A 13,583-nucleotide genomic window follows, 5' to 3' on the forward strand; every position below is an offset into this window, starting at 1 on the left:
CCAAGACCTCGGGTTTGACTCACTGACCGCCGTCGAGCTGCGCAACCGTCTGAAAACCACGACCGGGCTCGCCCTGTCACCCACCCTGATCTTCGACTACCCCACCCCCACCACAGTAGCCCGACACCTACTGGACGACTTTCAAGGTGCCGGCACCAGCAGCGATGCAGGCGTTAGTGAGGACGACGTTCGACAGATCCTGACGTCGATACCTATTTCACGGCTGCGCGAAGCCGGGATTCTGGATACCTTAGTAGCTCTGGCCGATTCACCTGGATCGGCAGCGACAACAGAATCCGAAATTACTACGCCCGCTTCAATTGACAGCATGGATGTTGAAACTTTGGTTAAACATGTTACCGACAACTACTCGGCCAGCAGTGATTAGGCAGAGGGCCGGCGGATGAAGATCGTCGTAACCGGGGCCAGCGGCGTCGTTGGTCGTGGAGTGGCGCTCAGGCTGCACAACGCGGGTCATAACGTGGTCGGCTTGGCCCGTCGACGTCCCGACAGCTGGTCTTTGACAATGGATTTCGTCGAGGCCGATATCCGGGATGCGGCGGCGCTCCGGCGGGCGGTCGTTGGTGCAGAGGCTGTCGTCCACTGTGCTTGGGCGGTGAGCTCCGGTTCCGACCGTCAGTTGGCCCACGATGTCAATGTCGGCGGCTCGGCCAATCTGCTCGAGGCGATGACGATCTCCGGTTGTCGGCGGATCGTCGTTGCCTCGTCTGCGCACGTCTACGGCACGCATCCGGACCCGACCGCTCCATTGACTGAGGACGAGGTGCCGGCCCCGGCTGTCGAGGCGATGATCGCCGAAGCCGGTGTCGAATGGGTCGCGGTCCGTTCGGCTTTGGTGCTTGGTCGCGACGTAGACGATGCCCTGCTCCGATTGTTGGCCACCCCGATGCTGCTCGACGTTGCGGGCTCCGGGGATCGCCCCCTACAGGTCGTGCACACCGACGACATACAAAGACTGCTGGTCCGCGCGGTCCTGGACGACGACGTCGAAAGTGGCGCCGTCAACCTTGCCGCACCCGCTGTTCTGACGCTTAAGAAGCTGGCGGCGACCATCGGACGTCCGTTGGTGCGACTTCGCCTAGGGATGCTAGGTCGTGCGCTCTCCGTATTGGCGGGGCCTGAATGGGTTCTGCCATCGAATTTTGCACTGATGGACACCACGCGGCTGAAAAATGCGTGGGGATTCGAGCCGGTTTGGAGTGCAGAGGAATGCGCAGCTGATCTCGGGCTCGCGGTGCGCGGGCGGGTATCTTTTGCCGGAAGAACGATATCGGTGCCATGGCGAGTGGGCCGTGTCGACGGCATCCCGGCGGTCGAGGGCGCCGCAGTCGACGGAGTCATGCCAGTAGCGGCCGGCCCCGAGGGTCGCAACGGTGAGTTCGATACCCCGATCGACCTGCGCTTTCCGACATTCGTCGCGACGAATCTGGCCGAGGCTCTCCCCGGACCATTCTCACCGTCGGCCGCGTCGGTAACAGTACGGGGCGTGCGCGCTGGCGGCGTCAGGATCGCCGCCACGCTGCGGCCCGGCGGCGTGGTGCAGCGCGAGATGGCGTCGCGAACCATCGGAGTATTCGCGCACCGACTGTATGGCGGAGTGACCTCCGTGCACTTTATGAGCGAAATCGTGCCGTTCGCTAACACATCAACGATACTTGGCCAGTTCTTCGGTCCCACGATCGACGCCATTCCGCTGTTCGGCGCCGAGCATCCCCCGCGCGAATCCCGCAGCGGTACAGGACAACTGCGCGACATCCTGATATACGTTGCCAAATTCGTGGGGATCAGCGCAGGATCGGCCCGCGACACCAGGGATTTCGTCGCCGATATCGACCGGCTGGAACGATCTGTTGGCCAAGACTTCACCGATATGAGCGACCAGCGGCTGCTCAGCCAGATCACTCTGGCGCGCGACCATGTCGTTCACGGCTGGGTTTTGGCCTCGGCGTCGATCTTGTTGTGCACAGCCCACGGCTTTTTCCTGCGCCGTTTGACAGGACATGACATTACGCCTATGCCGGGGCCGGATCTGGTGAGTGCGCAAGCGCTGGATGCGGTACGCCGACTGGTGGCTCTGGCCCAACGCGATCCCCTCATGACAGGACTGCTGAGCGAGCCCGGCGAGCACCTTGACGCCTTGCGTGAGCGGGTACCCGAGTTCTATGCCGCTTTCGCGGAAGAGTTGGCATCCATCGGCCATCGCGGTCCGGCGGAAGCGGAGATGCGGTCGAGCACCTACGCCGATGACCCCGAACTCTTTCTCCGCATGGTGGCTAAGTCGCTAGGCGCCCCAGCACCTTCGGCACCTCAAAATCCGCGGATCCCGATCCCGGCCCGTCCGATTGCCATGCTCGCCGCCGCGCAGTTACGAGACCGTGAAGTGCGTCGCGATAAGGTGATTCGTGCCATCTGGGTGTTGCGCCTGATGCTGCGAGAGTACGGGCGCAGGCTCACCGACGCCGGCGTCTTCGAGACCGCAGACGACGTATTCTATCTTCTGGTCGATGAGCTGAACTCGTTGCCGCCCAACGTCTCTGACGTTGTGGCGCGCCGTCGGGCCGAACAGTGTTCGCTGGCTGCGGTGTTCCCGCCGCTAGCTTTTTCTGGGAGCTGGTCGCCGGCGGACACATCGGTGACGGCGCTCACTGTCGGCGAGACCATATACGGCCGCGGCATCTGCGGCGGACGAGTTCGTGGTCGCGTGCGCATCGTGCGTCCGGAGACGATCGACGACCTGCAGCCAGGTGAGATTCTCGTCGCCGAGGTTACCGACGTTGGGTATACGCCTGCCTTCGCATATGCCGCCGCTGTAGTGACCGATCTCGGTGGTCCAATGTCACACGCGGCTTTGGTGGCAAGAGAATTCGGCGTTCCGTGCATTGTCGACGCTAACGGCGCCTCGAGGCGTCTTGCGGGTGGATCGGTTGTCGAAGTGGACGGCGCCACCGGCGAGATCCGCGTCGTCGAACTTGGTTCTCAACGCCGATCGGCGTCCGACCCAACCGGGACTTCCGGGGTTAGCCCGAAGTTGCGCGCAGTTGGCACACCAAGAGGCGACGGTCCCGCAATCGCGACCTGACGTCAAACTCGTAGCCAGACGGTGAGGGCACGGCCCACAAGCCGCGAACATGGCGCTCGGCGCGCGGAGGCCTTCAGTTATCCGTTTGACTTCCTGCCTTCAGCAAACCACTCACTGCCGGTCCGCGCTGCCTTGCTGATCCTGAATGACCACGCAACCAGGCCACAGGATGCGGGGCCCACCAATTCACACGGCCCAGCACATGCATGAATGCAGGAACCAGCAGCATGCGCACCAGAGTGGCGTCCATCAGCACCGCCAATGTGAGACCGAGGCCAAACATCCGCACGATGGACACTTGGCCGGCGATCAGCGCCGCGAACGAAATCGACATCACCATGGCCGCGGCCGTCACCACGCGGCCGACGCGAGCCAGGCCCAGGGCGACGCTCTCGTCGTTGTCGGCGCGGGTTTGACTGCTTTGCAGCCAGTACTCGTGGATGCGGGAGATCAGAAACACCTCGTAATCCATCGATAGCCCGAACGCGATGCAGAACAGCAACACCGGGATATTCGGCACCAGCGTGCCGGTGACAGTGGTGCCCAGTCCGCCGAGGTGGCCGTCCTGGAAGACCCAGACCAGCGCACCGAATGCGGCGGTCAGCGATAAGACGTTGAGCAGCAACGCCTTCAACGGCAGCACGACGCTGCGGGTCAGCAGAAACAATTGCACAAAGGTGACAACCGCGATCACCCCCAGCACTCGCGGCAGGCGAGCGTTGATCGCCGCCGCGCTGTCATGGGTGATTTGAGCAGTCCCGGTCAGCTGGACACGCTCACGGGAAGGTCCCGGCACGGCGTGCAACCTGTCGAGTTGGGTCTGCGAAGCCGCCGAGAACAACGGCGCTCTGCTGCCCACGGTCAGAAAGGCGCTGCCATCGGCCTTCGCGGTGGGGGCGGTGGGCGGGCCCACCCGCACGCCGCCGACGTAGCAGCCGGCGGGTGCCGACACGAAGGATACGTCAGCGACCCGGGACAGCTCCGCAGCGTAGCGCGCCAACTCGGTTGTGCTGACATCAGTGCTATGCGGGATGACCACGGTCACCGCGGAGGCCGGGTTGCTCGGGAAGTTGTCGCGCAGCTGGTCACCTATTTGGCGTGCGGAGGCCGAACCGGGTAAGACGCGATCGTCGGGGAATCCCCACCGCACGCCGAGGAAGGGCGCACCGAGCACCACCAGCAGTGTGATTACCGCAAGCCCGACCAAGATAGCCCGGCGCATCACGAACTTCGTCGATCGGTACCAGAAGAGTTGCCGCAACGCCCGGCGCGGCGGGTCTGGGCGGCGCAGCAGACGGCGGCCCAACCGTCGCACGTCCAACGCATCAATGCGGTCGCCGAGCAGCACGATGGCGGCCGGCGCCACCAACAGCGCCGCAACCGCCGCCAGCGTGACCACCGCAGCGCCTGCGAAGGCGAACGATTTCAGGAAGTACATGGGGAACAGCGCCAGCGCGCCCATCGAGAAAGCGACGGTCAACGCCGAGAACAACACTGTGCGGCCAGCGGTCGCCATGGTGCGGTCCAGCGCCTCATCAGGGCCCGTACCGTCGGCCCGCTCGTCGCGGAACCGGCTAATGATCAGCAGTGTGTAGTCGAGCGCCAATGCCAAGCCGAGAGCGACCGTGAGGTTGAGCGCGAAGGTCGAAACCTCGGTGGCCAATGCCACGACGCGGAGCACCGCCATCGTGCCCACGATCGCCAGCAGGCCCACCGCCACCGGCAAGGCGGCCGCCAACAGCCCACCAAACACCCACACCAGCACCAGGAAGCTCAGCGGGATCGCGATGGATTCCATCACCACCAGATCCCGCTTGGTTTGCGTGTTGATCTGCGCGTAGGCCATTGCGGGACCGCCGACGCGGACGGTGGCACCCTCGTGGGGCACAGCCAGCTGCCGAAGCAACGTTTTGGCGTGCTCCTGTCCCTCGCTGCCACCGCCGGAAATGGCGGCGATTATGAGCCCGGATTTACCATCCCTGCTGGTCAGCGCCGCCGCACCGGTTGGTGTGGCGGTCCAGGTCGAACTCATCGCACCGACGAACGGCGAGTTCTGCAGCTGCTCGACGATATCGGTCGCGGTGGATCGCGCCACGGCGCTGTGGACACCCCCTTCAGCGGTGATCATGAAGATCAGCTGCAGGTCGCCCTGACCGAACTTGTCGGCCACGAGCCGACCGGCGCGCGATGACTCGGCCGCCGGGTCCTGAAAACCGCCGGCCGACAGGCTTTGCGTGGCCGAATAGCCGTACCAGCCGGCGGCTACGGCGACGAGCACCGCCACCGCGACAATCCAGCCTGGCGCAGCGATGGCCAGACGCGCTAAACGGTGCAGCACGGCATTCCCTACTTAAGCGATCAACGGTTCCGACCCTTTAAGTAACACGTCGGCTCGAAGAAATGTGCCGCGCCACCCCGTGCCCGCCGACGGGGGCTGGCCTCCTAGCTGTCGATGGTGTAGCCCATCGGCATCAGCACGCTCTTCTGCTGGGTGAAGTGTTCGACGCCTTCCGGGCCGTTCTCGCGGCCGATGCCGGAGTTCTTGTAGCCGCCGAACGGGCAGCACGGGTCGAACGCGTACCAGTTGATCGCGTACGTCCCGGTGCGGATCTTCTCCGAGATCTCAATACCCCGCGGCACATTGGTTGTCCACACGCTGCCGGCCAGTCCGTACGCCGAGTCGTTGGCGATCTTGATCGCGTCCTCCTCGGTGTCGTAGGGGATGATGCTCAGTACCGGCCCGAAGATCTCCTCCTGGGCGATCGTCATCTTGTTGTCGACGTCGGCAAACACCGTCGGTTCGACGAAGAAACCGCTGTCCAGGCCTTCGGGGCGGCCGCCGCCACACACCAGCCGCGCGCCCTCCTCGACGCCCTTGGCGATGTAGCCCTCGACCCGGGCACGTTGCTTCTCCGAGATCAGCGATCCGATCTGGGCCGCCGGGTCAGACGGCGTCCCGACCGGCAGCGCCTGCACGAAAGCGCCAACCGCGTCCACGATTTCGTCGTATCGCGAGCGTGGCGCCAGGATGCGGGTCTGGGCCACGCAGGCCTGTCCGGTGTTCATGATTCCGGAGAACACCAACATCGGGATCGAGGCGGCCAGGTCGACGTCGTCGAGGACGATGGCCGCCGATTTGCCGCCGAGTTCCAGCGTGCACGGCTTGAGCATCTCCGCGGCGCGGCGGCCGATTTCCTTGCCGACGCCCGAGCTGCCGGTGAAGGAGAAGATGTCGACGTCGCGATTGGACGTCAGCGCCTGGCCGGTCTCGATGCCGCCGGGCACCACCGACAGCACGCCCTCGGGCAGTCCGGCCTCGGCGAACACTTCCGCCAAAGCGTTTGTGCTCAACGGGGTTTCAGCGGCCGGCTTGAGCACCACCGTGCACCCGGCCAGCAACGCCGGACCGAGCTTGTTGATCGCCAGGAACAGCGGCACGTTCCACGCCACGATCGCGCCCACCACGCCGATCGGCTCACGGTGGACGATGGTCTGCCCGTAGCCGCCGTTGCGGGTCTCCTGCCACTTGACCTGGTCGACGGCGGGGCCGGCGAAGAAGTTCAGCGCCCCGATCCCACTCATCCACTGCATCGTCTCGACGGAGGTCGGCGGCTGGCCGGTCTCGAGGCCGAGCAGCTTGGTGAAACCGTCCTTGTGCTCCTCCATCAGCTTGAGCGCATTGGCGATGACGGCCGCGCGCTCTTTCGGTGGCGTGCTCGGCCACGGGCCGTTGTCGAATGCCGCGCGGGCCGCTGCGACCGCGGCGTCCACGTCGGCCGCCGCCGCCATCGGCACCTTGCCGACGTATTCGCCGGTGGCCGGGCAATGCACCTCGATGACCTCGGAGGTCGACGGCTCGGTCCATTTGCCGCCGATGAAAAGCTTGTCGTATTCCGTCTTAAAGTCGGTCATTTGCGCCGTTCCTCCTCATCGCTCCGGCTCTGCATCGTCGCCGGCGGCCTGAGCGCCACCCTACCCAGCGGATCGCAAAACGAGAACACGTTTCAGTCAAGAGGCGCGGCGGCCTCATTGCGGTCGCAGCACCAGCACCAGATTGCTCACCAGGAACTCACGTATCAACGGTATCGTCGTTAGCCACCACGCCCATCTGGGGTGGTAGCGCGGGAACGCGGAAACCAGCGCGCCGGTGCTCGCCGCCCAGTTCAGGCCGTCGGCCACCGACACCGCGAACAACGACGAGCCATAGTTGTTTTTGGCCGGATGGCCGCGCTTGCGGGCATAACGCGCAGCGGCCCGGGCTCCGCCCAGGTAGTGCGTGAGGCCCATTTCGTGGCCGCCGAACGGTCCGAGCCAGACCGTGTAGGACAGCACCGCGAGGCCGCCTGGCTTGGTTACCCGCAGCATTTCGCCGCCGAGCTGCCAGGGCCGCGGTACGTGCTCGGCAACATTGGACGACAGGCAGATATCCACCGAGTCATCGGCGAACGGCAGCGCCATGCCGGACGCTCGGACGAATGTGTCGGTTGCGCCCGACAAAGACGTTCCGGCCGAATGCATTTCGCTTGGGTCCGGTTCCACGCCGATGTAGCGGACACCGGCATCGGCGAATGCAGCGGCGAAATAACCGGGGCCGCCGCCGACATCGAGCAGCGTGCGACCAGACGCAGACTCGCCATGCGCAGACCGCCACAGATCGCTCACCATGGCCGCGGTATCGGTTGCCAGCATGCGGTAGAACCGGACCGGATCCGGCTGCTCGTAGCGGAACTCTGACAGCAGCCGCACCGATCGGGCCAGGGTCGCTCGGCGCGCGAACAGATCAGTCACGGCCACCGGCCAACCCTACGGCCCGCTAGGCTGGCAAACCATGTCTGACCTTCGCTCCGTCTTGCTGCTGAGCTGGCGCGACACCGGGCACCCGCAGGGCGGGGGCAGTGAAACCTACCTGCAGCGCATCGGCGCCCAGCTGGCCGCGTCCGGCGTCAGCGTCACACTGCGCACCGCCCGCTACGCCGGCGCGGCGCGGCGGGATGTGATCGACGGCGTGCGGATCAGCCGCGCAGGCGGGCGGTATTCGGTCTACGTGTGGGCGCTGCTGGCGATGGCGTCGGCGCGTTTGGGGGTGGGGCCGCTGCGGCGGGTCCGCCCGGATGTGGTGGTCGACACCCAGAATGGTTTGCCGTTTCTGGCGCGGTTGGTCTACGGGCGGCGGGTCGCGATCTTGGTGCATCACTGCCATCGTGAACAATGGCCGGTGGCCGGGCGGGCGCTGGGTCGGCTGGGCTGGTTCGTCGAGTCGCGGGTGTCGCCGAGGCTGCACCGCCGTAATCAGTACGTCACGGTGTCGCTGCCGTCGGCCCGTGACCTGGTCGGCCTGGGTGTCGGTAACGAGCGAATCGCGCTGGTGCGCAACGGACTTGACGAGGTGCCCGAGGCGTCCTTGGGTGGCCCGCGGGCGGCCACCCCGCGGGTGTTGGTGTTGTCCCGTCTGGTACCGCACAAGCAGATCGAGGACGCGCTCGCTGCGGTGGCCCGGTTGCGGCCATCGATACCCGGGCTGCATCTCGACATCGTCGGCGGCGGATGGTGGTGGCGGCGCTTGGTCGACCACGCGGCGTCGCTCGGCATCAGCGACGCGGTGACATTCCACGGGCATATTGGCGACGTCGCCAAACACCAAGTGATGCAACAGTCTTGGGTGCACCTGCTGCCCTCCCGCAAAGAAGGTTGGGGTTTGGCCGTGGTCGAGGCGGCGCAGCATGCGGTGCCCACAATCGGATACCGATCATCCGGTGGACTGGCCGATTCGATCATCGATGGGGTTACCGGGGTGCTGGTCGACAGCCGCACGGAGTTGGTGAATCGGCTTCAGCAGCTACTGGACGATCCGGTGCTGCGTGATCAGCTCGGCGCCAAGGCGCAAGCGCGCAGCGCCGAATTCTCTTGGCCGCAAAGCGCTGACGCGATGCGCACCGTGCTCGAGTCGGTGATGGACGGCGATCGCGTTAGCGGAGTGGTCTGACGCTGGCCCTCGCGGTTTCGCTGCTAGCGGGCGCGGCAAGCGGAGAACAAGGGGCTGCCCGTCGACGCGAGCTGATCGGCGGACCTGAGGCGTACCAAATAACTATTTGTCGGCTTATCCTCGCCACGAATACGACGGCCCTCGCGAGCCGTCATCGCGCACCGGAGGATCGCATGGCCAGGACAAGCGCCGCATCACAACGCCGACCACGCGGGCGCCCGCGTACCGAGCCGGCTTGACACGCTTTGGCCGCAAGTGCGGTAAGAAAAGGCGTGGCTGCCTCTACTCCGGACAAGCGATCCGACGCGCGCCCCGCCAAACGCGACCCGATCGCCGCGGCCCGGGCCAACTGGGAGCGTGCCGGGTGGGGCGATGTTTCGCAGGGCATGGTCGCGGTGACATCGGTGATGCGTGCGCATCAGATCCTGCTCGCTCGCGTCGAGACTGCGCTGCGTCCCTACGACTTGAGTTTTTCCCGCTTCGAGTTGCTGCGGCTGCTGGCGTTCAGCCGCAGCGGCGCGTTGCCGATCACCAAGGCGTCCGACCGGCTGCAGGTTCACGTCACCAGCGTGACCCATGCGATCCGCCGGCTGGAGGCCGACGGGCTCGTGCTGCGGGTTGCGCACCCCACCGACAGACGCACGACGCTGGTGCAGATCACCGACCTCGGCCGCTCCACGGTCGAGGACGCCACCGTCACGCTCAACGAGCAGGTGTTCGCCGACATCGGAATGGCTGCTGGCGAATCCCAGGCCCTGGTGTTGTCGATCGACGCATTGCGGCGCAACGCCGGCGACTTCTGATTCAGTTGCCGCGCAGCGCCTCTATCACCGCGCTGAAGTCCTTATCGGCGTGGTCGGCGGCGAACTTGGCGTAGATTTCTGCGGCGTGGCTGCCCAGCGGCGCCACCGAGCCGGTTGACGTTACCGCATCCATCGCCAGACCCAGGTCTTTGTTCATCAGGGCGGTCGCGAAGCCCGGCTTGAAGTCGTTGTTGGCCGGTGACGTCGGCACCGGGCCCGGCACCGGGCAATTGGTGTGCACCGCCCAGCAATTGCCGGTTGCACCGGTGATGACGTCGAACAATGACTGCGCCGTTAGCCCGAGCTTTTCGGCCAGTACGAACGCCTCGCCGATCGCGATCTGTTGCACCGCCAGCACCATGTTGTTGCACACCTTGGCGGCCTGACCGGCCCCGGCGGCGCCGCAGTGAATGATCTTGCCCGCCATCGGTTCCAGCACCGGTCGTGCTCGCTGCACCGCGGACTCATCGCCGCCCAGCATAAACGCCAGCGTCCCGGCGACGGCGCCCTTCACCCCGCCCGAAACCGGCGCGTCCAGCTGGGAAAACCCGTGCGACTCCGCCTGCGCGTGCACCTCGCGGGCGTCGTTGACCGAGATGGTGGAACTGTCGATGAACAGCGCACCGGCCCGCGCGGCAGGTAGCACCTCGGCATAGCAGCGCCTGACGATGTCTCCGTTCGGCAGCATGGTGATGACCACGTCGGCCTCGGTGACGGCGTCGGCAGTGCTGTCGAATACGGTGGCGCCGTTGGCGGCCGCGGCGGCCGCCGCCGCGGGAACCGGGTCGAACCCGCGCACGGTGTGCCCGGCGCTGATCAGATTCGCCGACATCGGCCCGCCCATGTTGCCCAAACCTAGGAAGGCGATCGTGAAAAGCTCACTCATCTCGGACCTCAGACAGCCTTTCTAAGTGGTGGCGCGAAACCGCGCGGCCTCAGCCCGGCCGATGACCACCCGCATGATTTCGTTGGTCCCTTCCAGGATCCGATGCACCCGAAGATCGCGGACGATCTTCTCCAGACCGTACTCGCGCAGGTAGCCATAGCCCCCGTGCAGTTGTAACGCCTTGTCCGCGACGTCAAAGCACGTGTCGGTGACATAGCGTTTGGCCATCGCGCACAGCTCGACCTTGTCGGCATCGCCGTCGTCTAACGCACTCGCGGCCCGCCACAACAACATTCGCGATGCCTCAAGCCCAGTGGCCATGTCGGCCAGGGTGAACCGGATGGTGGGCTCGTCGAGCAGGGGAGAACCGAATGCCTGCCGCTCGCGCACATAGGCTCCCGCTTTGTCGAAGGCTGCCTGCGCGCCGCCGAGCGAGCACGCCGCGATATTGAGCCGCCCCCCGTTGAGGCCGTTCATCGCGATGCCGAAGCCGCCACCCTCGCCGTCCGCGCCGCCCAACATCGCGTCGGCGGGTATCCGCACCCCCTCCAGGATCACCTGCGCGGTCGGTTGCGCATGCCAGCCCATCTTATCTTCCAGCGCGCCGAAACTCAGTCCCGGAGTGCCCTTTTCGATGATGAAGGCTGATATGCCGCGTGGGCCCGGTTTTTCTGGGCCTCCCGTTCGTGCCAGCACCACGTAGACATCCGAGGCTCCGGCGCCCGAAATGAACTGCTTGACACCGTCGAGCACGTAATCGCCGCCTTGCTTGACGGCGCGGGTGCTCAATGCGCTGGCGTCGGATCCGGCGCCGGGCTCGGTCAGACAGTAGCTGGCGATGGCATCCATCGGCGCCAACCGCGGAATCCATTCCTTGCGTTGCTCGTCGGTGCCGAAGCTGTCGATCATCCACGCGCACATGTTGTGGATGGATAGGAATGCGGCGGTCGTCGGGTCGGCGATGGCCAACTGCTCGAAAATCCGGACCCCGTCAAGTCGACGCAGCCCGCTGCCGCCGACGTCATCGCGGCAGTAGATTGCCGCCATGCCGAGCTCGGCGGCCTCACGCAACACGTCTGTCGGAAAATGCTTGGTGGCATCCCATTCCAGGGCGTACGGGGCAAGGCGTTTGGCGGCGAACGCGGCTGCCGTCTCGGTGATGACCCGTTCGTCGTCGTTCAGGGTAAGAAACTGCATAAAGCCCCGGCCCTAATTCATGGTCGGGATGACGAATTCGGCACCGTCCTTGATGCCGGATGGCCACCGCGACGTGACGGTCTTGGTCTTGGTGTAGAACTGGATTGACGCCGGGCCGTGTTGGTTGAGGTCACCGAAGCCGGAGCGCTTCCAGCCGCCGAAGGTGTGATAGGCCACCGGGACCGGGATCGGCACGTTGACACCGACCATGCCCACCTGCACCCGTGAGACGAAATCGCGGGCGGTGTCGCCGTCGCGGGTGAAGACCGCCACTCCATTGCCGTACTCGTGCTCCGACGGCAGCCGCAACGCCTCCTCGTAGTCATGGGCCCGCACCATGCACAGCACGGGTCCGAAGATCTCGTCGGTGTAGATCGACATGTCGGGAGTGACGTGGTCGAACAGGGTCGGTCCAATGAAGAAGCCGCCTTCCAAACTCGCGTCGCCATATGCCAGGTCGTCGCTGGCCCGGTCGCGGCCGTCGATGACAATGTCTGCGCCCGCGGCCACACCCTGGTCGATGTAATCGCGCACCCGGGTTAGCGCGGCCTCGGTGACCAAGGGGCCGTAGTCGGCCTTGGGATCAAGACTGTGGCCTACCCGCAGGTTGTTGATCCGCTCAACGAGCCTGGCGCGCAACCGTTCCGCGGTCTGCTCGCCGACCGGCACCGCGACGGATATCGCCATGCAGCGTTCGCCGGCGCTGCCGTAGCCGGCGCCGATCAGCGCGTCGACGGCCTGGTCGAGGTCCGCGTCGGGCATCACGATCATGTGGTTCTTGGCGCCGCCGAAGCATTGCGCGCGCTTGCCGGTGGCTGTGGCATTCGAGTAGATGTAGTGGGCGATGTCGGAGCTGCCGACGAAGCCGACCGCTTTGATGTCGGGGTGGTTCAAGATAGCGTCGACGGCCTCCTTGTCACCGTGCACGACCTGGAACAGGCCGGCCGGCAGACCGGCCTCGATGAACAGCTCGGCCAGCCGCACCGGGACCGACGGGTCACGCTCAGAAGGCTTGAGCACGAATGCATTTCCACAAGCGAGGGCGGGACCGGCCTTCCACAGCGGGATCATCGCCGGGAAGTTGAACGGGGTGATGCCGGCGACCACGCCCAGGGGCTGGCGCAACGAGTACACGTCGATGCCCGGACCGGCGCCTTCGCTGTACTCGCCTTTGAGCAGGTGCGGGATCCCCATGCAGAACTCGATCACCTCGATGCCGCGCTGGATGTCGCCGCGCGCGTCGGCCACCGTCTTGCCGTGCTCAAGGGACAGCAACTCGGCCAGCTCGTCGTTGTGGTCGTTGACCAGCTCGATGAATCGCATCATTACTCGCGCGCGCCGCTGCGGATTCCATGCGGCCCAGTCCTTTTGGGCCTCGACGGCCGAGGCCACCGCAGCGTCGACGTCAGCCGACGAGGCCATCGGAACTTTCGCCTGCACCTGACCGGTGCTCGGGTTGAAGACATCAGCGGTACGGGTGGACTGGCCTGCGGCGCGCTTCCCATCGATGAAGTGCGCGATCTGTGTGGTCATGGGTGTCCTCGAATGCACAAGAAGGAGCGACTTGGTTACTAGGATATCCTAGTATCTGCCGGTGATGCTGGCAAGTCGGGT

The 13,583-nt window shown here is 65.4% G+C and carries 10 protein-coding genes; 4 read left to right on the forward strand and 6 right to left on the reverse strand.

Annotated elements, in window-relative coordinates; translation table 11 throughout:
* Together ACLQI9_RS23215 and ACLQI9_RS23220 are read left to right on the forward strand one after the other, a co-directional pair.
* Nucleotides 1–388: acyl carrier protein (locus ACLQI9_RS23215; RefSeq protein WP_442379814.1), on the forward strand; the 388-nt coding region annotated here is incomplete at its 5' end.
* A 15-nt stretch (nucleotides 389–403) separates the two neighbouring features.
* On the forward strand, nucleotides 404–3,100 hold the full coding sequence (locus tag ACLQI9_RS23220; protein ID WP_442379816.1) for an NAD-dependent epimerase/dehydratase family protein: 2,697 nt from the start codon (nucleotides 404–406) through the stop codon (nucleotides 3,098–3,100).
* A gap of 73 nt (nucleotides 3,101–3,173) precedes the next feature.
* Here the strand turns inward: ACLQI9_RS23220 and ACLQI9_RS23225 are convergent, their stop codons facing one another.
* From ACLQI9_RS23225 to ACLQI9_RS23235, 3 genes are all read right to left on the reverse strand, one after another.
* Complete coding sequence (locus ACLQI9_RS23225) at nucleotides 3,174–5,438, reverse strand: MMPL family transporter (RefSeq protein ID WP_442392256.1); 2,265 nt, start codon at nucleotides 5,436–5,438, stop codon at nucleotides 3,174–3,176.
* 104 nt (nucleotides 5,439–5,542) lie between these two features.
* Nucleotides 5,543–7,012: an aldehyde dehydrogenase gene (locus tag ACLQI9_RS23230; protein ID WP_442392257.1), complete on the reverse strand. Its 1,470-nt coding sequence runs from the start codon at nucleotides 7,010–7,012 to the stop codon at nucleotides 5,543–5,545.
* A 114-nt stretch (nucleotides 7,013–7,126) separates the two neighbouring features.
* A complete protein-coding gene (locus tag ACLQI9_RS23235) occupies nucleotides 7,127–7,894 on the reverse strand; it encodes a class I SAM-dependent methyltransferase (protein WP_442392258.1) in 768 nt (255 codons plus the stop codon).
* Between the two features lie 34 nt (nucleotides 7,895–7,928).
* On the opposite strand from ACLQI9_RS23235, the gene ACLQI9_RS23240 reads away from it, so the two are divergent.
* A complete protein-coding gene (locus ACLQI9_RS23240; RefSeq protein ID WP_442376356.1) occupies nucleotides 7,929–9,083 on the forward strand; it encodes a glycosyltransferase family 4 protein in 1,155 nt (384 codons plus the stop codon).
* Between the two features lie 272 nt (nucleotides 9,084–9,355).
* Nucleotides 9,356–9,886 (forward strand): MarR family transcriptional regulator, encoded by a 531-nt coding sequence (locus tag ACLQI9_RS23245; protein WP_442376354.1) that lies wholly within the window; start codon nucleotides 9,356–9,358, stop codon nucleotides 9,884–9,886.
* 1 nt (nucleotide 9,887) lies between these two features.
* Here ACLQI9_RS23245 and mmsB read toward each other — a convergent pair whose 3' ends face one another.
* Genes mmsB through ACLQI9_RS23260 form a run of 3 tightly spaced genes read right to left on the reverse strand, consistent with a single transcriptional unit; the run spans nucleotide 9,888 to nucleotide 13,502 of the window.
* Nucleotides 9,888–10,772, reverse strand: a complete 885-nt coding sequence (gene mmsB, locus ACLQI9_RS23250; RefSeq protein ID WP_442392259.1) for a 3-hydroxyisobutyrate dehydrogenase — start codon at nucleotides 10,770–10,772, stop codon at nucleotides 9,888–9,890.
* 21 nt (nucleotides 10,773–10,793) lie between these two features.
* Entirely contained in the window at nucleotides 10,794–11,969 is a 1,176-nt protein-coding gene (locus ACLQI9_RS23255; RefSeq protein WP_442376350.1) for an acyl-CoA dehydrogenase family protein, read from the reverse strand.
* A gap of 12 nt (nucleotides 11,970–11,981) precedes the next feature.
* The gene (locus ACLQI9_RS23260) at nucleotides 11,982–13,502 is read right to left on the reverse strand and encodes a CoA-acylating methylmalonate-semialdehyde dehydrogenase (RefSeq protein WP_442376348.1); all 1,521 of its coding nucleotides are present in this window, start codon (nucleotides 13,500–13,502) and stop codon (nucleotides 11,982–11,984) included.
* Nucleotides 13,503–13,583: the final 81 nt, after the last annotated feature.

It is taken from the genome of Mycobacterium sp. (genome assembly GCF_052143115.1).
Lineage (GTDB): Bacteria > Actinomycetota > Actinomycetes > Mycobacteriales > Mycobacteriaceae > Mycobacterium.